The organism is Streptomyces sp. CAI-85 (assembly GCF_013363615.1).
GTDB classification, from domain to species: Bacteria; Actinomycetota; Actinomycetes; order Streptomycetales; family Streptomycetaceae; genus Streptomyces; species Streptomyces antibioticus_B.
On sequence record NZ_JAANNX010000012.1, the window covers coordinates 153,636 to 173,861 of the forward strand.

17 protein-coding genes, 1 pseudogene and 1 riboswitch are annotated in these 20,226 nt (G+C 73.0%); of the genes and pseudogenes, 3 read left to right on the plus strand and 15 right to left on the minus strand.

Annotated elements, in window-relative coordinates; all coding sequences use genetic code 11:
- Positions 1-44 precede the first annotated feature (44 nt).
- From G6W55_RS17085 to G6W55_RS17110, 6 genes and pseudogenes are all read right to left on the minus strand, one after another.
- Entirely contained in the window at positions 45-602 is a 558-nt protein-coding gene (locus G6W55_RS17085; RefSeq protein WP_175521700.1) for a GAF domain-containing protein, read from the minus strand.
- Between the two features lie 92 nt (positions 603-694).
- Complete coding sequence (locus tag G6W55_RS17090; RefSeq protein WP_175521701.1) at positions 695-1,339, minus strand: ATP/GTP-binding protein; 645 nt, start codon at positions 1,337-1,339, stop codon at positions 695-697.
- Complete coding sequence (locus tag G6W55_RS17095; RefSeq protein ID WP_030790763.1) at positions 1,317-1,688, minus strand: DUF742 domain-containing protein; 372 nt, start codon at positions 1,686-1,688, stop codon at positions 1,317-1,319. Before G6W55_RS17095 ends, G6W55_RS17090 begins: the two co-directional genes overlap by 23 nt.
- Before the next feature lie 2 nt (positions 1,689-1,690).
- Complete coding sequence (locus G6W55_RS17100; protein WP_030790766.1) at positions 1,691-2,125, minus strand: roadblock/LC7 domain-containing protein; 435 nt, start codon at positions 2,123-2,125, stop codon at positions 1,691-1,693.
- A gap of 1,139 nt (positions 2,126-3,264) precedes the next feature.
- Positions 3,265-5,175, minus strand: a pseudogene (locus tag G6W55_RS17105) (ATP-binding protein); the annotation flags it as partial.
- A 353-nt stretch (positions 5,176-5,528) separates the two neighbouring features.
- Positions 5,529-6,770 carry an MBL fold metallo-hydrolase gene (locus tag G6W55_RS17110; protein WP_175521702.1) on the minus strand — a complete coding sequence of 414 codons (1,242 nt, stop codon included), beginning with the start codon at positions 6,768-6,770 and terminating at the stop codon, positions 5,529-5,531.
- Between the two features lie 207 nt (positions 6,771-6,977).
- On the opposite strand from G6W55_RS17110, the gene G6W55_RS17115 reads away from it, so the two are divergent.
- Both G6W55_RS17115 and G6W55_RS17120 read left to right on the plus strand, forming a co-directional pair.
- On the plus strand, positions 6,978-8,177 hold the full coding sequence (locus tag G6W55_RS17115) for a Glu/Leu/Phe/Val dehydrogenase dimerization domain-containing protein (RefSeq protein ID WP_175521703.1): 1,200 nt from the start codon (positions 6,978-6,980) through the stop codon (positions 8,175-8,177).
- A 46-nt stretch (positions 8,178-8,223) separates the two neighbouring features.
- Complete coding sequence (locus G6W55_RS17120) at positions 8,224-8,925, plus strand: TetR family transcriptional regulator C-terminal domain-containing protein (RefSeq protein WP_309243741.1); 702 nt, start codon at positions 8,224-8,226, stop codon at positions 8,923-8,925.
- Here G6W55_RS17120 and G6W55_RS17125 read toward each other — a convergent pair.
- From G6W55_RS17125 to G6W55_RS17140, 4 genes are all read right to left on the minus strand, one after another.
- Positions 8,910-9,653: an SIMPL domain-containing protein gene (locus G6W55_RS17125; RefSeq protein WP_175521704.1), complete on the minus strand. Its 744-nt coding sequence runs from the start codon at positions 9,651-9,653 to the stop codon at positions 8,910-8,912. The genes G6W55_RS17120 and G6W55_RS17125 overlap by 16 nt on opposite strands.
- A 168-nt stretch (positions 9,654-9,821) precedes the next feature.
- Entirely contained in the window at positions 9,822-10,607 is a 786-nt protein-coding gene (locus tag G6W55_RS17130; RefSeq protein WP_175521723.1) for an SGNH/GDSL hydrolase family protein, read from the minus strand.
- A 249-nt stretch (positions 10,608-10,856) separates the two neighbouring features.
- Positions 10,857-11,879: a M23 family metallopeptidase gene (locus G6W55_RS17135; protein ID WP_175521705.1), complete on the minus strand. Its 1,023-nt coding sequence runs from the start codon at positions 11,877-11,879 to the stop codon at positions 10,857-10,859.
- Positions 11,880-11,883: 4 nt separating this feature from the next.
- Positions 11,884-12,041, minus strand: a riboswitch (cyclic di-AMP (ydaO/yuaA leader).
- Positions 12,042-12,345: 304 nt separating this feature from the next.
- Positions 12,346-14,487 (minus strand): alpha-galactosidase, encoded by a 2,142-nt coding sequence (locus G6W55_RS17140; RefSeq protein ID WP_175521706.1) that lies wholly within the window; start codon positions 14,485-14,487, stop codon positions 12,346-12,348.
- Positions 14,488-14,666: 179 nt separating this feature from the next.
- Between G6W55_RS17140 and G6W55_RS17145 the strand changes: the two genes are divergently transcribed.
- Positions 14,667-15,464, plus strand: a complete 798-nt coding sequence (locus G6W55_RS17145; protein ID WP_175521707.1) for a tyrosine-protein phosphatase — start codon at positions 14,667-14,669, stop codon at positions 15,462-15,464.
- Positions 15,465-15,485: 21 nt separating this feature from the next.
- Here the strand turns inward: G6W55_RS17145 and G6W55_RS17150 are convergent, their stop codons facing one another.
- From G6W55_RS17150 to G6W55_RS17170, 5 genes are all read right to left on the minus strand, one after another.
- Positions 15,486-15,608, minus strand: a complete 123-nt coding sequence (locus tag G6W55_RS17150) for a DUF6126 family protein (RefSeq protein WP_037875862.1) — start codon at positions 15,606-15,608, stop codon at positions 15,486-15,488.
- Positions 15,605-16,240 carry a helix-turn-helix domain-containing protein gene (locus G6W55_RS17155; RefSeq protein ID WP_175521708.1) on the minus strand — a complete coding sequence of 212 codons (636 nt, stop codon included), beginning with the start codon at positions 16,238-16,240 and terminating at the stop codon, positions 15,605-15,607. Before G6W55_RS17155 ends, G6W55_RS17150 begins: the two co-directional genes overlap by 4 nt.
- Positions 16,241-16,311: 71 nt before the next feature.
- On the minus strand, positions 16,312-17,697 hold the full coding sequence (locus tag G6W55_RS17160; protein WP_175521709.1) for an aspartate aminotransferase family protein: 1,386 nt from the start codon (positions 17,695-17,697) through the stop codon (positions 16,312-16,314).
- The gene (dxs, locus tag G6W55_RS17165; RefSeq protein WP_175521710.1) at positions 17,694-19,622 is read right to left on the minus strand and encodes a 1-deoxy-D-xylulose-5-phosphate synthase; all 1,929 of its coding nucleotides are present in this window, start codon (positions 19,620-19,622) and stop codon (positions 17,694-17,696) included. Before dxs ends, G6W55_RS17160 begins: the two co-directional genes overlap by 4 nt.
- A 26-nt stretch (positions 19,623-19,648) precedes the next feature.
- Positions 19,649-20,226 (minus strand): flavodoxin-dependent (E)-4-hydroxy-3-methylbut-2-enyl-diphosphate synthase (locus G6W55_RS17170; RefSeq protein ID WP_175521711.1); only part of this gene is annotated, 578 nt, incomplete at its 5' end.

Genomic DNA, 20,226 nt, shown 5'->3' on the forward strand with positions numbered 1-20,226 from the left:
AGCTTTCCTTAATCACCCGTCCGGCCCTCTCCGGGCCCGGTCCACTACAGCAGCGTGCGCGCCTCCAGCCGTACGGCGAGGTCGGCGGCCGTCGACTTGATGGTCTCCAGGCCGGCCTTCCCCCAGGGCCGGGGCGCGAGGTCGGCGACGCACACCGTGCCGAGGACCATGCCGGTGGAGTCGGTGAGCGGGGCGCCGAGGTAGGAGCGGATGCCGTACTCGTCGACGAGCGGATTGCAGGCGAACCGCGGGTAGTCGCCGACGTCCTCCAGGGCGAGCGCCCTGCGCCGGACGACGACGTGCGGGCAGTAGCCGTACTCGCGGGGCAGCCGGCGGCCCACCGCGGGTTTGCCGCCGCGGGCGGCGCGGCCCCCTTCGGGGGTGTGCAGTCCGGCGAAGAACTGCCGTTCCCCGTCGAGGAAGTTGACCATCGCGTACGGCGTGCCGGTCAGCTCGGCGAGCCGGTCCGCGAAGGCGTCGAGCGCGGGTTCCGGCTGCTGCCCGAGGCCGAGTCGGCGCAGCCTCAGGGTGCGGGCGGGAGCCTCGCCGTCCTGCGGGGTGAGCAGCAGACGACCGGCCGGGCGTGGCGGGTCGTAGCTCATGGCCGGCCTCCGTCGCTGTGGACGTGTGGCATGTGCGGCTCCGGTGGGTCGGGGGCGGGTGTACGGCGGGGGGCGGCGGCTCGGGCGGGGTGTCACATGTGGGCGCCGCGGCTCGGCTGGGGGGCCGCGGGGGCGTGGGCGATGAGGTGCCGGACGAGGGTGAGCAGGGTCTGCACGCTGGACGCGGAGATCCGGGCGTCGCAGCGGACGACGGGGATCGCCGGGTCCAGGTCGATGGCGGCCCGTACCTCCTCGGGGTCGTAGCGGTGGGCGCCGTCGAACTCGTTGACGGCCACGATGAATCCGAGGCCGCGTTCCTCGAAGAAGTCGACGGCCGCGAAGCACTCCTCCAGGCGGCGGGTGTCGGCGAGGATGACCGCGCCGAGGGCGCCCTCGGAGAGTTCGTCCCACATGAACCAGAAGCGCTCCTGTCCCGGGGTCCCGAACAGGTACAGCACGTGCTGCGCGTCCAGGGTGATCCGGCCGAAGTCCATGGCGACGGTCGTCTCGACCTTGTTCTCGATGCCGTCGAGGTTGTCGGTCGCGGCGCTGACCGTGGTGAGCAGCTCCTCGGTACTGAGCGGCGCGATCTCGCTCACGGCTCCGACGAACGTCGTCTTGCCGACCCCGAACCCGCCCGCGACCAGGATCTTCAGTGCGGTCGGGAAGGGGTCGGGGCCGTCGTCGTGGTCGTAGGCGTCGTACCCGCCGCTCTCAGAGCTGTCGTCGTAATCCATCGAGCACTGCCTCCAGTAGGGCCCGGTCGGTGGGGTTGTGGTGGAACTCGGGGGGCTTGGTGGTCAGCGCCCCGCAGTCCACCAGATCCGACAGCAGCACCTTGGTGACCACCGCCGGCAGCTTCAGGTGGGCGGACACCTCGGCGACCGGGACCGGGGCCCGGCACAGGTCGAGGGCCTGCGCGTGCTCGGGGCCCAGATAGCCGAAGGGGGTCACGCCGGTGGCCATCACCTGGGACATCAGGTCGAGGACGACGCTCGGCTCGGTACGGCCGTTGCTGACCGTGAACGGGCGCACGAGCCGTCCGGCCGCGTCGTCGAGCCAGGGCCCGTCGCCGGCCGCCGCCACCCTCAAGGTCCCGTCACCGACTGTTCGACGGCGTGCTGCCGGGGCGCGGTCATCAGGTACGGCCGCACGCTCTTGACCAGCATCGACATCTCATAGCCGAGTACGGCGGCGTCGGCCTCGCGGCCGGCCAGCACGGCGAGACAGGTGCCGGAGCCGGCGGTGGTGACGAACAGCAGGGTCGCGTCGAGTTCGACGACGACCTGCCGGACGTCCCCGCCGTCCCCGAACCTGACTCCGGCGCTGCGGCCGAGGGAGTACAGACCGGAGGCCAGGGCGGCCATGTGGTCGGCGCTGTCGGGGTCGAGGCCGTGGACCGACTTCACGAGTCCGTCGCTGGACAGCAGCACGGCGCTCGTGGTGTGCGGTACGCGCTGCACGAGGCCGCTCATCAGCCAGTCGAGATCGGAAACCTGGCCGGTCGGCGCGTCGCTCGCCATGGTGGATCGACTCCTTGGGGTACGAAGGCCGGCGGAAGCGGTGGTGGGCGTGATCGCGCTGATCATCCGGAGGACGCGCTCCCGTCGTGCCGGGGGGTGTGGTGGTCACTGCCGGCACCGTGACCCGGTGCGGCCAGGGGCGGACTCGTCGCCTCGGATATGGCCCCCGCCCCCTCACCACCGGCCCCCTGGAGCCGGGGCGTGAACGGGGCGGGGGTCCCGAAGGCGAGGGGCCGCCGGGCCGGGCTCGCGGGGCGGTCGGGGGTGGCCCTTCGGGGCAGGGGCGAGCCCCCGTCACCGGACAACTGGCCGGTGGGCCACCCCGTACCCGAGGAGGGCGTCCGGGCCGAGTCCCCGGCCCAGGGGGAGCTGCCGGACGACCCGTCGGCGGACGGAACCTCGGTGGGCGAGGCGGGCGAAGCCCCAGCCGGGGTGACCGCCCAGGACGACAAGGAGACGGCGCGCTCCGCGGGCGGAGTCCCGGCGGGGGTGCCGGGGGGCGCGTCGGTGGACCCACCCATGGGCGCGGCCGAACCCGGACTGTCGGCCCAGGACGAGCCGGTGAGCCGGGCATCGGTCGAGCCATCGGCGGAAGACGATCCGACGGGCCGCCCTGCGGACGGCGTCTCGGCGGAGCCGGTGGCCCAGGAGGAGCCGGCCGACCGGTGGGCAGACGGAGCCTCGGCCGAGTTCCCGGCCTGGGACTGACTGTCGGACTGCCCCGCGGACGCAGTCCCGGAGGGGCCGGTCGCCCAGGACGAGCCGGCAGACCGGGTCTCGGCCGAGGGCGAGTCGGCGCGCCTGGCCTCGGTCGGGTCTCCCGCCACGGACCGCCCACTGGTCGAGGTCTCCCCCAGGGTGCCGGACCACGGCGAGTCGGCTGGCCCCGGCTCGGTCGAACCCCCGGTCTCGGTCAGGCCGGCGGGTCGACCCGTGAGGGAGGTCTCCGCCAGACCGCCGGACCAGGACGAGATGGCAGGCCGGGTTTCCGGTGAGCTGTCGGGGTCGGTCGGGGCGAACTCCGTCTCGGGGGCCGGGTTCGAGGCTGTGCGCAACGCCGCTTCCAGGGCGCCGGACACCGGGTACGGGCTGCGTTCCAGGGGCTCCCAGGACGGCAGGGGTTCCGATTCCTCGGCGCCCGGTTCGAGGTCCTCCGCCTCCAGGCTCTGCTGGGCCTCCGCGAGGCCGATGCCTCGTTGGAAGGCGGCCATCAGGCCGGGGTCGTGGCCGGCGGGTTCCTCGTTGTCGCTGCGCGGGGCCGGGCCGCCGCGCAACTGGGGCACGATGTGCTCCTGGGCGCGACGGCGGGGCAGCGAGGGCTTGCCCATGGTGCCCCGGACGGCACCGCTGCGCGGGACGGGCACGGTGCCCGCGTTGCCCTCCACGACGGCCCGGTCGCCGGGCCGGATGCCGGGGACGGCCTCGGCCGGGTTGGCCCGTTCCTCGTGCGCGCCCCGGACCGGCAGCGGGGCCGCCCCGCGCTGGTGCGTGGCCGCCGGGTCGTGCCGCGTCGGCTCCGGTGACGCGTCGGACGGCCCCGGGCGGCCGTCTTCGGCGGGCCGTCCGGAGACGGGCCCGCCTCCGTCAGGGACACGTGCGTCGGGGACGTCCTGCGCGGCCGGTGTGGCGGGTGAGGCCGTCGCCGACCGGTCCCGGCGGGGCAGCCGGGGCTCGTGCGGGGCCGGGAGCGTGGGCCGCTCCTGCACCGCGGGGGAGGCTGCCGGGCCGGTTCCGTTCACGCCCGCCCCGCGCCGGGGGACGACGTCGAGCCCGGTACCGGGCGACGCCGACCGCACCCCGTGCGCCGGCGTCTCGGCCGACGGGCCCGGCAACTGCCCCGGCGCCGAGCCGCCCAGCAGGGCCTGCGGTACGACGAGGACCGCCTGGACCCCGCCGTAGATGTTGCCCTGGAGCCGGACCCGGATGCCGTGGCGGCGGGCGAGCTGGGAGACGACGAACAGGCCGATGCGCCCGTCGGCGAGGAGCCGGCCGACGTTGACCTGGTCGGGGTCGGCGAGCAGGGCGTTCATCCGGCTCTGTTCGTCGACGGGCATGCCGAGCCCGCGGTCCTCGACCTCGACGGCGAGCCCGGAGGTGACGAGGTTGGCGCGCAGCAGCACCTGGGTGTGCGGGGCGGAGAACACCGTGGCGTTCTCGACGAGTTCGGCGAGCAGATGGATGACGTCGGCGACGGCGTGCCCGCGCAGTTCGCCGTCGATCGGCGGCACCAGCCGTACCCGGGAGTACTGCTCGACCTCGGCGATGGCGGAGCGCAGCACCTCGGTCATGGAGACGGGGTTGCTCCACTGCCGCCGGGAGACGGCCCCGCCGAGCACGGCGAGGTTCTCGGCGTGGCGGCGGATCCGGGTGGCGAGGTGGTCGACGTGGAACAGCCCCTTGAGCAGGGCCGGGTCCTCGATCTCGTTCTCCAGCTCGTCGAGGAGGGAGATCTCGCGGTGGACGAGCGACTGGAGCCGTCGCGCGAGGTTGACGAAGACCTCCAGCTTCTGTTCGCTGCCGGTCTGGCTGGAGAGCTGGGACGCCTGGACGACCGCCCCGACGGCCCCGTCGTGCGCGCGGGCGAGGTCGGCGGCGAGGAGTTCGAACTCGTCGGCGTCGTCGGGCGGCCCGCCGCGCGTCTTGCGCTGGGGCGGTGCCTCGCCGCGGCGCAGGGCCTCGGTGAGCGCGCGCAGATCGGCCTCGCCGCGGGCGCTGTGCCGGCGCAGCGCGGCGACGCGGTCGCTGACGGCGCGGGCGGCCCGGTCGGCGGCCACGGCGGCGACCACGATGCCGACGCCGGTCACCGCGACCGCACCGGCCAGGACCGCCCACAGGGTGACGCTGGGGCGGGCGCCGGTGGAGCGCACGGTGAACAGCACGGCCGCGGAGGCGCTCAGGGCGACTGCGGTCGGCGGCAGCACGGCGAGCCGCAGGAGCTGAGGCCGTATGTGTGTCTCGGCCGTCGCGGGTGCGGTGCGGGCGGCGGGCCGCCCGTGCCGTCCGCCCTCACGGCGGTCTGCGCGTGCGGCCGGTGCGCGGAGGTGAGACATCGGTGTCCTCGTACTGGGTCCGTCGGGCCTGGTGGCTCGCGCAGGGTGCGCGGCCCGGGCGTGCGCCATCGCGGTGTCGGTCGCGCGAGCCGAAGAATTCGGCCCGACGTCGCCCGACGGACACTCACAGTAGTCGTCAACGCATCAGGTGCGGTGGGCAGTTGACAAAGTCCCCCGCGGAGGGTCCCGCTCTGGTATGAGGCTTCGCACGGCAGACCGATACCGGAACGGCATCACGCGCCAGCCTCGGACAGAAACCGATCAGACCTGGTCGGAGCCGCTCCCGAACGAACAGGAGGGCCGGGGAGTCCTCGACTCCCCGGCCCTCACCGCCGTACGCCACTCGATCCCGTTCAGCCCGCCGGGACGACCTCCGGTGCCTCGCCGTCGCCCGGTGCGCCCTTCTCGATGTCACTCTCGGTATTGGCTTTGGCCTTCGCTGGCGAGTCCTCCGCCACCGCGTCCGACGGCCAGCCGCCCGCCGGGGCGTGCGCGGCGTCCCGCCACCACGGCCGGTCCGGGACGCTCTCCCCGCCCGGCTCGAACGGCTCGCCCGGCCGCGGCAGCGCGACGGGCGCGCCCACCGCGCGCGCGGAGGCGAGGGTGCCCTCGCCCGGATCCGTCCACGCGTGCGTGGCGAGGTTGAAGGTGGCCCAGTGGATCGGCAGCAGCACGCCCGCCGGCTCGCCGCCCTGGAGATCGAGATGGGCCCGCACGCCCTCCTCGGGCGTCATGTGGATGTCGGGCCAGAAGTCCGAGTACGCGCCGATCTGGATCATCGTGGCGTCGAAGGGGCCGTGGTCGGCGCCGATCTCCTTGAAGCCGTCGAAGTAGCCGGTGTCGCCGCTGTGGTAGATCCGGTGCCGCTCGCCCTCCACGACCCAGGACGCCCACAGCGTGTGCTGGGTGTTGCGCAGGCCGCGCCCGCAGAAGTGGCGGGCCGGTGTCGCGGTGAGCGTGAGCCCGCCGATCTCGGTCGCCTCGTGCCAGTCCAGCTCGCGCAGCCGGTCGGCGGAGACGCCCCAGTGCTCCAGATGGGCGCCGACGCCCAGCGGCACGGCGAACAGGGTGTCGGTGCCGGCCAGCGCCTTGATCGTGGGCAGGTCCAGATGGTCGTAGTGGTCGTGCGAGATGACGACGACGTCGACCGGGCCGAGCGCGGCGATCGGCAGCGGGACCGGATGCAGCCGCTTGGGGCCGACGAAGGCGAAGGGGGAGCAGCGCTCGCCCCAGACCGGGTCGAAGAGCACCCGCCGCCCGTCGATCTCGGCGAGCACGCTGGAGTGCCCCATCCAGGTCAGCCGCAGACCCGTGGCGGCCGGGCGGGCCAGGTCGGCGAGGGTGGTGGCGTGCACCGGGACCGTGCCCGCGGGGGCGCGGCGGGGCCGCTGCTCCTTGTCGAAGAAGACCTTGGCGAAGTCGAGCGCCGAGCCCGAGGGGCGGGTCCGCGCGGGACCGCCGGGGTTCTGGAAGACGCCGTCCTTGAAGTGGGGCGATCTGCGGATGCGCGCCATGCGCTCACCGCTCGGGTCCGCGCCGAAGGCCGCGGGCTGCACGGCGCGGAGCCCGGAGCTCAGGGAACGGAAACCGGACACGGTACCTCCAGGTGGAGTCGCTGAGGCATTCCATTATGGTCGCCCCCTCCGACAACGCCCCCGCGTCCCGGTCACGGCGGCCCGCCGACGGCCTACCGACGACCCGCCGACGACCCGCCGGCACCCCTCCGCCCCGCGTTGACAGGTTCCCGCCCGGCTTCCGATACTGACCCACCGTTCAGCGTCACCTCCGGTCGAGGAGTCCCGATGACCACCCCGCTCCCCGCGGCCGCCGCCCCCTGCCTCTCCCTGACCTGGACCGACGGCGTCACCGGCCGCCGCGGTTTCCTGGTCGTCGACCGGCTGGTGCGCGGGGTGTGCAGCGGCGGGCTGCGGATGCGGGACGGCTGCACCCTGGACGAGGTCACCGGCCTCGCCCGCGGCATGAGCCTCAAGGAGGCCCTGCACTACGACCCGCGGGCCCGTTACGTCCCCCTGGGCGGGGCCAAGGGCGGGATCGACTGCGATCCCCGGGACCCGGAGGCGTACGGGGTGCTGGTGCGCTATCTGCGCGCGGTGCGGCCGTACGTGGAGAGCTGCTGGACCACCGGGGAGGACCTGGGGCTGAGCCAGGACCTGGTGGACCGGGCGGCCGCCGAGGCGGGCCTCGTCTCCTCCGTGCAGGCCGTGTACCCGCTGCTGGACGACGAGACCGCGGCCCGCGCGCGGCTCGCGGACGCCTTCGCGGTCGAGGTGGACGGCATCGGCCTGGACGAGCTGGTCGGCGGCTGCGGGGTCGCCGAGTCGGTGCTGACCGCCCTGGACCGGGCCGGGGTGCCGTACACGGGGACGCGTGTGGCGCTCCAGGGGCTGGGCACCATGGGCGGGGCCACCGCGCGCTTCCTCACGCGCGCGGGTCTGCCGGTCGTGGCGGTCGCCGACGTCAAGGGGACGATCGTCAACCCGTCGGGGCTCGACGTGGAGGCGCTGCTCGCCGCGCGGGACGGGCACGGCACCGTGGACCGCGCGGCGCTGCGCCCCGCCGACCGTGAGCTGCCGGGGGACGCCTGGCTGTCGGTGGCGGCGGAGGTGCTGGTGCCGGCCGCCGTGTCGTACGCCGTCGGGGTCGAGGAGCAGGCGCGGATCGGGGCCGGGGTCCGGTGGATCGCCGAGGCGGCGAACATGCCGGTCCTGCCGGAGGCGGAGGCGCTGCTGCACGCGCGCGGGGTGCGGGTGCTGCCGGACGTCGTGGTGAACTCCGGGACCAACGCCTGGTGGTGGTGGACGCTGTTCGGCGACATCGGCGCGGACGCGGACGAGGCGTTCGCGTACACGCGCGGCGCGATGCGGACCCTGGTGGACCTGGTGCTCACGCGCGCGGAGGCGGACGGTACGACCCTGCGGGCGGCGGCGCACGCGATCGCCGGGCAGCGGCTGACGGCCGTGACGGAGCGGTTCGGCGCCTGAGGACAGGGCATCCGGGCAGGTCATGGCCGCTGTGTAGGGTGACCGCGTGGCGAGGGTGCGGTTGAGCGTGGCCGAGCGGCGCGAGGAGCTGCTGCGGGCCGCCATCGGGCAGATCGAGGCGCGGGGCGTGGCGGCCGTCAGGATCGCCGACGTGGCCGCGGCCCTCGGTGTGAGCAACGCGCTGGTGCTCTACCACTTCTCGACCAAGGAACAGCTCGTCGCCGCCGCCTTCGCGCGCGCCGCCGAGGACGATCTGGCCCGGCTGCGCAAGCTGCTCGGCCGCCGTACGACCGCGCTGCGCCGGCTGCGCTCGGCGGTTCGCTGGTACGCCCCGACCGGCCAGGCCAAGGGCTGGCGGCTGTGGATCGAGGGCTGGGCGGTGGCCCTGCGCGAGCCCGCGCTGCGGGAGGTCGCCCGTGATCTCGACCTCGCGTGGAAGGCCGCGCTCACCGAGGTGATAGCGGAGGGCGTGGCCGCGCGGGAGTTCCACTGCCCCGACCCGTCGGGCACGGCCCTGCGGCTGACCGCCCTGCTCGACGGCCTCGCCGTCCAGCTCACGTCCTACGGCGGCACCCTGTCCCGCACCCGGGCCCAGGCGTGGGTGGACGAGGCCCTGGCCCGGGAACTCTCCCTGTCCCCCGAGACGTTGAGCGGTCGGACACGCAGAGAGCCCCCGGCCGAGCCGCCCACCGAGGGCGGCGTCGGGCCGGGGGCCCGGCTGCGGACCAGGGGTCAGGACACCTCGTAGACGGCCGTGACCGTCGCCGTCGCGCGGATCTCGCCGGGGGCGGTCGGTACGGCCGCGCCCGCCGCGTCCGCGAACTGCGCGGTGGGGCGCGGGTAGCCGGCGGAGTCCTCGCTGAGGGAGACCAGGCGGCCCAGTTCATGGCCGCTGAGGCGGGCGAGCTGCTCGGCCTTGGCGCGGGCGTCGTCGTGGGCGGCCTCGCGGGCGCGGGCCTGGAGCGGGACCGGGTCGGAGACCTCGAAGGCGACGGCGTTGATCCGGCCCGCGTCGCCGGTGGCGTCGGTGATCGACTGGAGGACGGCCCCGGTCCGCTCCACCTCACGGACCTTCACGGAGAAGGACTGGGCGGCCTGGTAGCCCTTGAGCCGGGTGCTGCCGCCCTCCGTGTCGTAGACGGGCTGGAGGGAGATGGTGTCCGTGCGGACGTCCCGTTCGGCGACGCCCTGGGCGCGGACGGCGGTCAGCAGGGCGCCGGCCGCGGTGTTCTGCGCGTCGAGCGCGGCCTGCGAGGTGGCGCCGGTCGCCTCCACGGCCACGGCGACGACCGCGACGTCGGGCGGGGCGGTGGCGCTGCCCTCGCCGGTCACGGTGATGGTGGCGGGGGCGGGGTCGACGCGCGCGGCGGCGGGCCGGGCGGGCGAGGCGGCGGCGACGGGCGCGGTGACGGCCGGCAGCCCTAGGGCGAGGAGGGTGACGAGGGCCGCGGCGACGGGCGTACGGGTGGGGCGCATACGGAACCGGTCCTTCGGAGGGGCGGACGGGGCGGGTGATGTGCGGTCATCCCAGCACCCGGACCCGCGCGCGCCCGCGCACCACTCCCGTCCGATCACCTCACTGGTGGAGCGGCCGGTCGTACTCGTCGTACCTACGGCGCCGGCCGGCCGCCCCGTCCCGCTCGGTCACGCCACCGCCGAGATCCGGGTCCGGATGTCGTCGGGGGAGAGCGTGCCCTTGGCGGTCACATGGTCGCCCGAGGACTCCCCGCGCAGCCGCCGTCCGATCCACGGCACCAGGTACTCGCGCGCCCAGTGGACGTCGTCCCGGCGGATCTCGAGGGTGCCGCGCGGCGGGAGCTGCGGCCAGGGCTGCTCCGGGTCGGCCGGCACCTCCAGGCCGAGGACCTGCCCGGCGCGCAGCGCCACACGCGTGTGGCCCTCCGGGGAGAGATGGAGTCGGTCGCCGTCCCAGGCCCGGCGGTCCTGCACGGACCGCAGGGACCACAGGTCGAGCACCGGGCAGCCGTAGCGGTCGGCGACGGCGCGGACGTGCCCGTTGTAGGTGGCGATCTTGCCGCGCAGATGCTTGAGCACGGGGACGCCACGGGTGTCGAAGCCGGTGGTCACCAGGACCGTGCCGGACACGGCGGTGAGTGCCGCGACCGCCCGCTCGAAGCGCTCGGCGACCTCGTCGGGGTCGGTGCCGGGCCGCAGGATGTCGTTGCCGCCGGCGCAGAAGGACACGAGGTCGGGCGCGAGGTCCACGGCCTGCGGAAGCTGGTCCTCCATGATCTGGTCGAGCAGCTTGCCGCGCACGGCCAGGTTCGCGTATCGGAAGTCGCCCTCGGGTCGGCGGTCCGCGAGGAGTACCGCGAACCGGTCGGCCCAGCCGACGAACGCCCCGTCGGGGCCAGGGTCGCCGACGCCCTCGGTGAAGCTGTCCCCCACCGCCACGTACGACCCGATCACTGATCTGTTGTCATTCTTCGAATCGTCTGCCACGGCAGATCATGATTCACCTTCTAATGTGACTTACGCGACCGTAGGCAGGGGTTGACGGACGGTGAGATAAGCCACTCCTAAAGAGTTGGCCAACCGGGGAATAACGTCCCGCGGTACGTCGAAGGCCGGACCCCGGGAGCGGGGTCCGGCCTTCGACGGCGCGTCAGGGCCTGTCAGGGCGCCTCGGGAAGCGCTGGTGCGGGGGCGGTCGACCGGTCAGCCGACCGAGACTCCGTGCGAGCGGAGGTAGGCGACCGGGTCCACGTCCGAGCCGTAGTTCGGCGTGGTGCGGATCTCGAAGTGCAGGTGCGGTCCGGTCACGTTGCCGGTGGCACCCGAGAGGCCGACCTGCTGGCCCGCGGTCACGGTCTGGCCGGCCGAGACGGAGAGCGAGGACAGGTGGGCGTACTGGGCGTAGTGGCCGTCGTTCAGCTTGATGACGACCTGGTTGCCGTACGCGCCGCCCCAGCCGGCGGAGACGACGGTGCCCGCCGCGACGGCCTTGAGGGAGGTGCCCGTCGGGACGACGAAGTCGACACCGGTGTGGTAGCCGCTGGACCACATGCTGCCCGACATCCGGTACGGCGTACCGACCGTGGCGCCGGCCACCGGCAGGCTGAACCCGGAGGAGGCGGTGGTGGAGTTCTCGGCGGCCGGGGTGCTCGGCTGCGAGGCCGACGCCTGGGAGTCCGAGGAGCCGGCGGACGACGAGGACTGCGCGGGCTGCGACTTCTGCGCCGGCTTCGAGGGCTGCACGGGCTCGGCCGACTGCGCCGACCCACGCGCCTCGGACGACTTGGGCGCGGTGGTGGGGGCGGAGGACGCGGCCTTCTTGCCGATCGACAGCTTCAGGCCCGGGTGGATCAGCGAGGGGTTGTCGCCGACGGCCCGCCGGTTGTCCTGGTACAGCCGCTGCCAGCCGCCGTCGACACCCTGCTCGTCGGCGATCCGCGAGAGGTAGTCGCCGGAGCGGACGGTGTACGTGCTGTGCTTCGCGCCCGACTTGCCCGACTTGTGTGCCACCGGAGCCGCCTGCGCGGTCTTCTCCGCGACCCGTTCCACGGTCTTCGCCACGGCCTGTTCCGGAACGGACGCCGAGGCGGACTGGGTGGGGGCCGCGTGGGCACCCGTGGCCCCCAGGAGCGGGAGGGCGAGAGCGGCTCCGCCGGTTCCGGCGGCGGCGATGGAGCGGGTGAATCGCTGGGACTTCGGACGGCGGTGCTTACCCTTCGCGGGCATGGCGCATTCCTCTCCGGCGCCTGCGAGGTGAGCTGTCGGGTGCGGACTGGAGATGTCCGGCCGTGCCGAGGCACGGCTTTACCCCAAGCCTGTTCCGGGACCGGAACAGGCGGTTGTGCCTGTGGGTCCCCCGCTCCTGCCGTGCACGGGTGAGTGTGCGGTCCCCGGACGGCGGCAGGATGAGGCGTCCGTCCGGATTGGTCTGGAACGTAGGCGACCGCGACGCACAGGGACAAGCAGAGGTTGTGCCGTTGACGCATTTCTCTTGATCCGCAGGGATATTTCCCGGTGACACTCCGTGTTTCGAATGGCCCCTTTTTCCCTTAACACCCTGGAAAAGCATGTGAATTACGTGAACATGACGGGCGACGCACGGTCACGGTATGACGCTGCTCACGTGACAGTGCTCCAGGTTCCTTTATTCCAGAGCGAGTTGGAATGAAGGATTTCAATTCGGACAGAACGCCTAGATGCGACGCAGTCGGATAACCGCCGCATCGAGGTCACCGCTCAGCCCGGTCCGCAGTCCGTGGTGCAGCAGCACCGCACCTCGGTGCACTTCGCCCGTTTCGCGGCATTCGTACGTCGCTGCCGGGTCGAGTCCGCGCAGCCGCAGCGCCGGGACGGGTTCGCCGTAGCGCTGCGCCTGGAGCCAGGCGAGGACGACGCTCTCGTCGCCGCGCACGTACTGCACGGCACTGAGTCCGCCCGTCGGCGGGCGCAGCCGGTACAGGTCGCCCCGCTGCACGACGGGCCTGATCTCCTTGTAGAGGTCCACCCAGCGCCGGGCCTCGGCCAGCTCCTCCGCGCTCCACTCGGAGAGGTCCCCGCCGATCCCGAGCACCCCGGCCATGGCGCTCACGAACCGGAACCGCAGAGAGCTGACCCGGCCGTTGAGCTGGGCGTTGGGGCTGTCGGTGACCCAGGCGGCCATCACCCGGGCGGGGTGGATCTGGCTGAAGCCGTGCTGGATGCCGAGCCGGTCCAGCGGGTCGGTGTTGTCGGAGGTCCACACCTGGTCGGTACGGCTCATGATCCCGAGGTCGATCCGCCCGCCGCCGCCCGAGCAGGACTCGAAGGCGACCCCGGGGTGGGCGGCCCGCAGCCGGTCGAGCAGGGCGTACAGCGCCCTGACGTGGTCGACCCACAGGCGCTGCGGATAGGGGTCGTCCGGCCAGCCCGCGTCGGTGAAGCAGCGGTTGAAGTCCCACTTCACATAGTCGATGGGCGCGCTGGAGAGCAGTCCGTCGAGCTGGTCCCACAGGTATTCCTGGACGTCCTCGCGGGCGAGGTTCAGCATGAGCTGATTGCGGAACTCCGTCCGCTTTCGTCCCGGTTGGAACTGCACCCAGTCGGGGTGCGCCCGGTACAGATCGCTGTCCGGGTTGACCATCTCGGGCTCGACCCAGATCCCGAACCGCATGCCGAGGGCATGCACCCGGTCGGCGAGCGGCTTGAGGCCGTGCGGGAAGCGCTCGGGGTTGGGCCGCCAGTCGCCGAGCCCGGCCCGGTCGCTGGTGCGGGCCCCGAACCAGCCGTCGTCGACGACGAACAGCTCCACGCCGATCTCCGCGGCGCGCCGGGCCAGGGCGGCCTGCTGCTCCTCGGAGATGTCGAAGAAGGTGGCCTCCCAGGAGTTGAACAGCACCGGACGGTCCCGCTCCGCGTCCGGGACGACATGGGCGCGCTGGTAGGCGTGCCAGGTGCGGCTGGCGCCGCCGAAGCCGCCGTCGCTCCACAGCCCCGCGAAGAGGGGCGTGGTGAAGGACTCCCCCGCGGCGAGCGACAGCAGGCCGGAGTCGTCGTGGCCGGCGCCGCCGGTGATCTGCACGCGCGCGTCCGGGAGTTGTGCGACGGCGATGCGCCAGGAGCCGGACCAGCCGAGGGCACAGCCGTAGACCTCGCCGCGCTCCTCGGTGGCGTCGGTGTCGAGCGCCACCCAGGGCAGATGCTGGTGGCCGGTGTGACCGCGGCGGCTGCCGATGACCTTCTCGCCGTAGGTGAGCGGGGCCCGGACCAGCCGGGACTCGGCGGCCCAGCGGCCGTGGAGCTGGGACAGCCGCCAGCCGTCGCGCTCGGGCAGGGTCCAGGTGGCGGAGTCGGCGCGCAGCAGTTCCTGGGGTGCGCCGCCGTCGTTGCGCAGGGTCGCCCAGCGTTCCACGACGTCGCCGCGCATCCGGTAGTGCAGGGTGACCGACAGGCCGCCGTCCCGGAAGCGCAGCCGCAGTTCGTCGCCCGCCTCGCCCGCGGTGTCATGGCCCTCGAAGGTCCACTCGGTGCCGCGCCGTCCGGCCGTGCGCACGGACAGGGCGGGCCGTACGAAGCGGGGGCCGCCCTCGACCGGGTACTCCTCACGGCCGTCGAGGTGGGACTCGAAGGAGGCACGGCCCTGGAGCGGTACGGCGGCGAGGGCCTCGGCGTCGGCGAGCGCGATCCGCGGGCCCCAGTGCAGATGGATCAGTTCGTCGGAGCCGGTGAGGTGGAGGGCGTAGCTGCTGGTGGGCCCCGAGAGGAGCCAGGTGCGGCCGTCCGCGGCGGTCTCGGGCCGCACGGCACCGGACCTCGTGACCCCGGGCTTCGCGGTCTCGGGCTTCGCGGTCTCGGGCATCAAAAACCCCCACTGATTCGAACAGGTGCGATCAAGGATCAACATAATCGAATGCGTGACGATGTCATGGCAACGCCCCTGGCCAACCCGTTGCCCGGGGAATCCATGTCGTATGGTCATGAAGGTCCCGTCGGCCATCACGAGCCGCGCCGGCGGCGCCCGACCGGGAGGGAGCCCCCGTGACGCAGCAGATCCCGTCGACCGAGCCCGAGCTGGCCGGTGTGCGCAATTTCCGTGACGTGGGCGGTCTGCCGACGGTGGACGGACGGCGGGTGCGGCACGGCGTGCTGTTCCGCAGCGGTCACCTCGCGCACGCGACCGAGGAGGACTCGGCGTTCCTCGCCTCCCTGGGCCTGCACACGATCTTCGACTTCCGCAACGCGGCGGACCAGAAGCTGGAGGGCCCGGACGTCGAGCTGCCGGGTGTGCGCAATGTGAATCTGCCGCTGTCGGATCCGGCGGACGGCGCGGAGTTCTGGAAGATGGTCCGCGACGGCGATCTCGACCAGCTCCGCGGGATCCTCGGCGACGGCAAGGCCGCGGACCGCATGATCGCGTCCTACCGCACGATCGTCGTCGAGCGCACGGCCGAGCACTCCCGGGTGCTGCACGCGCTCGCGGAGGACAGCGTCCCGGCCCTGATGCACTGCGCGGCCGGCAAGGACCGCGCGGGTCTGTCGGTGGCGGTGACGCTGCTCGCCGTCGGCGTGGAGCGCGACGCGATCGTCGGCGACTACCTGGAGTCCAACGCCAAGCACCGCCGCTACAAGGTGCACCGCAGCGGCTCCGCGTCCTCGGCCTACACCCCCGAGGTGATGGAGCTGCTCAGCCCGCTCTTCGACGCCCGCGCGGAGTATCTCGCGGCGGCGTTCGACACCGTCGAGGCGACCTGGGGCGGGGTCGACACCTATCTGGAACAGGGCCTCGGGCTCACCGCCGCGACCCGGGAGCTGCTGCGCGAGCGCCTGCTCGACTGACCACCGGCGGCGGCGGACCCCCTACTGGTTGGCCCCGACCTCGAACAGCAGCCAGATGAACGCCGCGAGGACGTGCCCCACCGCGATGTAGATGATCAGCCGGATCCAGATGCCGCGCGGCAGCCGTTCCTCCGTGTCGCTCATGGTGTCTCTCCAAGGTCTCCAGGGGCGGGCCCCAGGCACAGCGTGGCCGTGGGGCTCTGCAACAGGGTGTGGACGAACAGCAGGTCGACGCCGTCGGAGTCCTCGGCGGCGAGACGGTGCGGGGTCAGCGAGTCGAAGTGCGCGCTGTCCCCCGGCCCGAGCAGATGCGCGGTGTCCCCGAGGCGCAGCCGCAGCCGCCCCCGCAGGACGTGCAGCCACTCCTCCCCCGGGTGGACGCGCACGATGTCGCCCTGCGAGCCGTGCGGCACACGCACCCGCAGGGCCTGCATCCCCCGGCCGGGCGCGCCGGACTGCCAGTAGGTCCAGCCGCCGGCCCGGGTCGGTTCCATGTCCGCGGCGCGGACGACGGCGTCCTGGTCGGCGACCCGTTCCCCGAGCAGCTCCGAGACCGTCGTACCGTAGACGCGGGCGAGCGCGAGCAGCATCGGCAGCGAGGGCTGGCGGCGGCCCGTCTCCAGCCGGGACAGATGGGCCGGTGACATCGAGGCGGACCGGGCGGCGGCCTCCAGCGTGAGACCGGCCCGGCGGCGCAGGGACCGTAGCTGCGGCGCCACGGCGGGCAGCGCGTCGGCGGGGAGCGCGTCCGGAGGAGACGCGTCGGGCGAACTCATACGTCCATTCAGCCCGAGTTTTGCCTCTGCGGCAAATTTCTTGCCTCAGAGGCAAAAAGCCGAGGGGGCGGCTACCGGTTGGCCACCGCCTGCTTGATCAGGGTCCTGCCGAAGTCCCACATCAGCCCGTTCCCGCTGTGGGCGTCGTCCATCACCTCGGTGAAGGCCGTGACGAACCGGTCCACGTCCCCTTCGTCGACGACCAGCGGCGGGATCAGCTTGATGACCTCCAGACGGTCGCCGGAGACCTGGGTGAGGATCCTGTGCCGCTGGAGCAGCGGGACGACCACCATCTGCGCGAACAGCCCCTTGCGGGCGGTCTGGAGCATCGCCCACCGGCTGCGCAGCCCCAGCGAGCGGGGCCTGCCGAACTCGATGCCGATCATCAGGCCCCGGCCCCGGACGTCGGCGAGCAGCTCGTACTTCCCGGTCAGCGCCGACAGTCGCGAGCGCAGGAGGTCGCCGGTGACCCGGGCGTTGGCGACGATCTGCTCGTTCTCCAGCACGGACAGGACCGCGAGCCCGGCCGCCATCGCCTGCGCGTTGGAGCCGAAGCTCGCCGAGTGGACGAGCACCCGGTCGATCGACGCGTACACCTTCTTGAAGATCCAGTCCCGGCCGAGGGTGGCCCCCACCGGCACATAGCCGCCGGAGAGCGCCTTGGCGACGCAGACCAGGTCGGGTTCGACGCCGTCCTCGTGCTGGTAGGCGTAGAAGTCCCCGGTACGGCCGAGGCCGGTCTGCACCTCGTCGGCGATCAGCAGCGCCTTGTGCCGGTGCAGCAGGTCCTGCGCGGCGCGCAGATAGCCGGGCGGCGCCTCGTGGACGCCCTTGCCCTGGATCGGCTCGACGATCAGCGCGGCCACGTCGCCCTTCTTCAACTCCCGTGCCAGGGCGTCGAGATCACCGAGGGGGACGGCCGTGTCGGGCAGCAGCGGTCCAAAGCCGTCGCGGAAGCCGTCCTCGCCGTTGACCGACAGCGAGCCGGTGGTCAGACCGTGGAAGGCGTGGTCGCAGTAGAGGATCCTGGGCCGGCCGGTGGCGCGCCGGGCGAACTTCAGCGCGGTCTCGACGGCCTCGGTGCCGCTGTTGCCGAAGAACACCCGGTCCAGATGCGGGCTGTGGGCCAGCAGCCGTTCGGCGAGCAGTCCGGGCAGCGGCTGGCAGTCGAAGCGGGTCAGGTCGGCGAGCGAGGCGTCGAGGACGTCGTGCAGCGCCTTGCGGACCACGGGGTGGTGGCGGCCCAGGCCCATCACCCCGAACCCGGCGAGCATGTCCAGGTAGTCGTTGCCGTCCGCGTCCCAGAAGTGGGCGCCCTCGGCCCGCTCGTAGACCTTGTCGAAGCCGATGGTGTGCAGCATGCGCGGGAGCTGGTGGTTGAGGTACCGGGTGTGCAGCTCGTAGCGCTCGGCTCCGCGCTCGGCCAGGAGGGCGCCGAGGTCGAACTCCTTGGTCATACGTCCTTCTCCTCGGCCTTCTCGACTCCGCCTGCTCCGCCGCCCGCTTCCTTGACCGCCAGGCTCGCGCTGATCCGGCCCGCGACCTCCACCGGCGTGAGGCCGATGTCCGCGAGCACCTCCGCGCGCTTGGCGTGCGCGAGGAACTGCTCCGGGATGCCGAACCGCCGTACCGGCACGTCCACTTCGGCGTCGCCCAGGGCCAGGGCCACCGCCGAACCGACCCCGGCGGCACGGCTGTTGTCCTCGACGACGGCCACCAGCCGGTGTCCGGCGGCCAGTCGGGGCAGCGCCGGGTCGACGGGTTTGACCCAGCGCGGGTCCACGACCGTGCAGCCGATGCCGCGTGCCCGGAGCAGTTCGGCGGCCTGGAGGCAGACGGGGGCCATCACGCCGACGGCCACCAGCAGGACGTCCGGCGTCCCGGTGGTGTCGGAGCGGTGCAGGACGTCCATGCCGCCCACCCGGCCGACCGCCGGGATCTCCGGTCCGACCGACTCCTTCGGGAAACGGACCAGCGTCGGCGCGTCGTCCACGGCGACCGCCTCCCGCAACTGGGCGCGCAGTTGCTCGGCGTCACGCGGGGCGGCGATCCGCAGGCCGGGGACGACCTGGAGGACGGACATGTCCCACATGCCGTTGTGCGAGGCCCCGTCGGCGCCGGTGACACCGGCCCGGTCCAGCACGAACGTCACCCCGCACCGGTGCAGCGCCACGTCCATCAGCAGTTGGTCGAAGGCCCGGTTGAGGAAGGTGGCGTAGACGGCGACGACCGGGTGCAGCCCGCCGGTGGCGAGGCCGGCCGCGCTGACGGCCGCGTGCTGTTCGGCGATCCCGACGTCCCACACCCGGTCCGGGAACCGTTCGGCGAAGGCGCCGAGGCCCACCGGGTGCAGCATGGCCGCCGTGATCGCCACGACATCGTCGCGCTCCTCGCCGATCCGGACGATCTCGTCGCCGAACACCGACGTCCACGACGGCCCGCCGGACGGGGCGAGCGGCGCGCAGGTCAGCGGGTCCATCACCCCGACGGTGTGGAAGTGGTCCTCCTCGTGCGCGAGCGCCGGCTCGTAGCCGCGGCCCTTCTCGGTCAGGCAGTGCACCAGCACCGGCCCGTGGAAACGCTTGGCGCGGCGCAGCGCGGACTCGACGGCCCTGAGGTCGTGCCCGTCGATCGGGCCGACGTACTTCAGCCCGAGGTCCTCGAACATGCCCTGCGGCGCGAAGGCGTCCTTGAAACCCTTCTTGGCGCCGTGCAGGGACTCGTAGACGGTGTGGCCCACCACCGGGGTGCGCAGCAGGACGTCCTTGCCCCAGGCGAGGACCTTCTCGTAGCCGTCGGTGGTGCGCAGGGTGGCCAGATGGTTGGCGAGCCCGCCGATGGTCGGCGCGTAGGAGCGCTCGTTGTCGTTGACGACGACGATCAGCGGCCGGTCCTTGGCGGCGGCGATGTTGTTCAGCGCCTCCCAGGCCATGCCGCCGGTGAGGGCGCCGTCGCCGACGACGGCGACCACATGGCCCTTCTCGCCCTGCACCTGGCGGGCCTTGGCGAGGCCGTCGGCCCAGCCCAGCGCGGTGGAGGCGTGGCTGTTCTCGATGACGTCGTGCTCGGACTCCTCGCGGGAGGGATAGCCCGACAGGCCGCCCTTGCCGCGCAGCTTGGAGAAGTCCTGACGCCCTGTCAGAAGCTTGTGGACATAGCTCTGGTGGCCGGTGTCCCAGAGGATGCGGTCTCTCGGGGACTCGAAGACCCGGTGGAGCGCGACGGTCAGTTCCACCACCCCCAGATTGGGGCCGAGGTGTCCCCCGGTCCTGGCGACCGCGTGCACCAGGAACTCCCTGATCTCTTCGGACAGTCGGCCGAGTTCCGGCTCGGACAGCGCCTTCAGGTCGCGCGGCTGCCGGATGTTCTCCAGGATCGTCACGTCGGGCCCCCTTCGGTCCGTGCTCTTCAACTCACGGTGACGGCCGGCTCCCCCGCCGCGACGCCGTCCTGCTCAAGCTGTTCGGCGATCTTCATCGCCTCCTCGATCAGGGTCTCCACGATCTTCGACTCGGGGACGGTCTTGACGACCTCGCCCTTGACGAAGATCTGCCCCTTGCCGTTGCCGGAGGCGACCCCCAGATCCGCCTCGCGCGCCTCGCCGGGGCCGTTCACGACACAGCCCATGACGGCGACGCGGAGGGGGACCTCCATGCCGGTGAGACCGGCCGTGACCTCTTCGGCCAGCTTGTAGACGTCCACCTGGGCCCGGCCGCAGGACGGACAGGAGACGATCTCCAGACCGCGCTGCCTGAGGTTCAGCGACTCCAGGATCTGGTTGCCGACCTTCACCTCCTCGGCGGGCGGCGCGCTCAGCGAGACCCGGATGGTGTCCCCGATCCCCTCGGAGAGCAACGCCCCGAACGCCACCGCCGACTTGATCGTCCCCTGGAAGGCCGGACCCGCCTCCGTCACCCCGAGGTGGAGCGGATAGTCGCACTGGGCGGCGAGCTGGCGGTACGCCTCGATCATCACGACCGGGTCGT

Excerpts from the sequence above, each read along its gene's own strand:
- G6W55_RS17100 (WP_030790766.1), bottom strand. The coding sequence starts at position 2,125 with ATGGCGAGCGACGCGCCGACCGGCCAGGTTTCCGATCTCGACTGGCTG.
- G6W55_RS17150 (WP_037875862.1), bottom strand. The coding sequence starts at position 15,608 with ATGAGCGACACGGAGGAACGGCTGCCGCGCGGCATCTGGATCCGGCTG.
- G6W55_RS17115 (WP_175521703.1), top strand. The coding sequence starts at position 6,978 with ATGACCACCCCGCTCCCCGCGGCCGCCGCCCCCTGCCTCTCCCTGACC.
- G6W55_RS17160 (WP_175521709.1), bottom strand. The coding sequence starts at position 17,697 with ATGACCAAGGAGTTCGACCTCGGCGCCCTCCTGGCCGAGCGCGGAGCC.
- G6W55_RS17135 (WP_175521705.1), bottom strand. The coding sequence starts at position 11,879 with ATGCCCGCGAAGGGTAAGCACCGCCGTCCGAAGTCCCAGCGATTCACC.
- G6W55_RS17125 (WP_175521704.1), bottom strand. The coding sequence starts at position 9,653 with ATGCGCCCCACCCGTACGCCCGTCGCCGCGGCCCTCGTCACCCTCCTC.
- G6W55_RS17090 (WP_175521701.1), bottom strand. The coding sequence starts at position 1,339 with ATGGATTACGACGACAGCTCTGAGAGCGGCGGGTACGACGCCTACGAC.
- G6W55_RS17085 (WP_175521700.1), bottom strand. The coding sequence starts at position 602 with ATGAGCTACGACCCGCCACGCCCGGCCGGTCGTCTGCTGCTCACCCCG.
- G6W55_RS17140 (WP_175521706.1), bottom strand. The coding sequence starts at position 14,487 with ATGCCCGAGACCGCGAAGCCCGAGACCGCGAAGCCCGGGGTCACGAGG.
- G6W55_RS17155 (WP_175521708.1), bottom strand. The coding sequence starts at position 16,240 with ATGAGTTCGCCCGACGCGTCTCCTCCGGACGCGCTCCCCGCCGACGCG.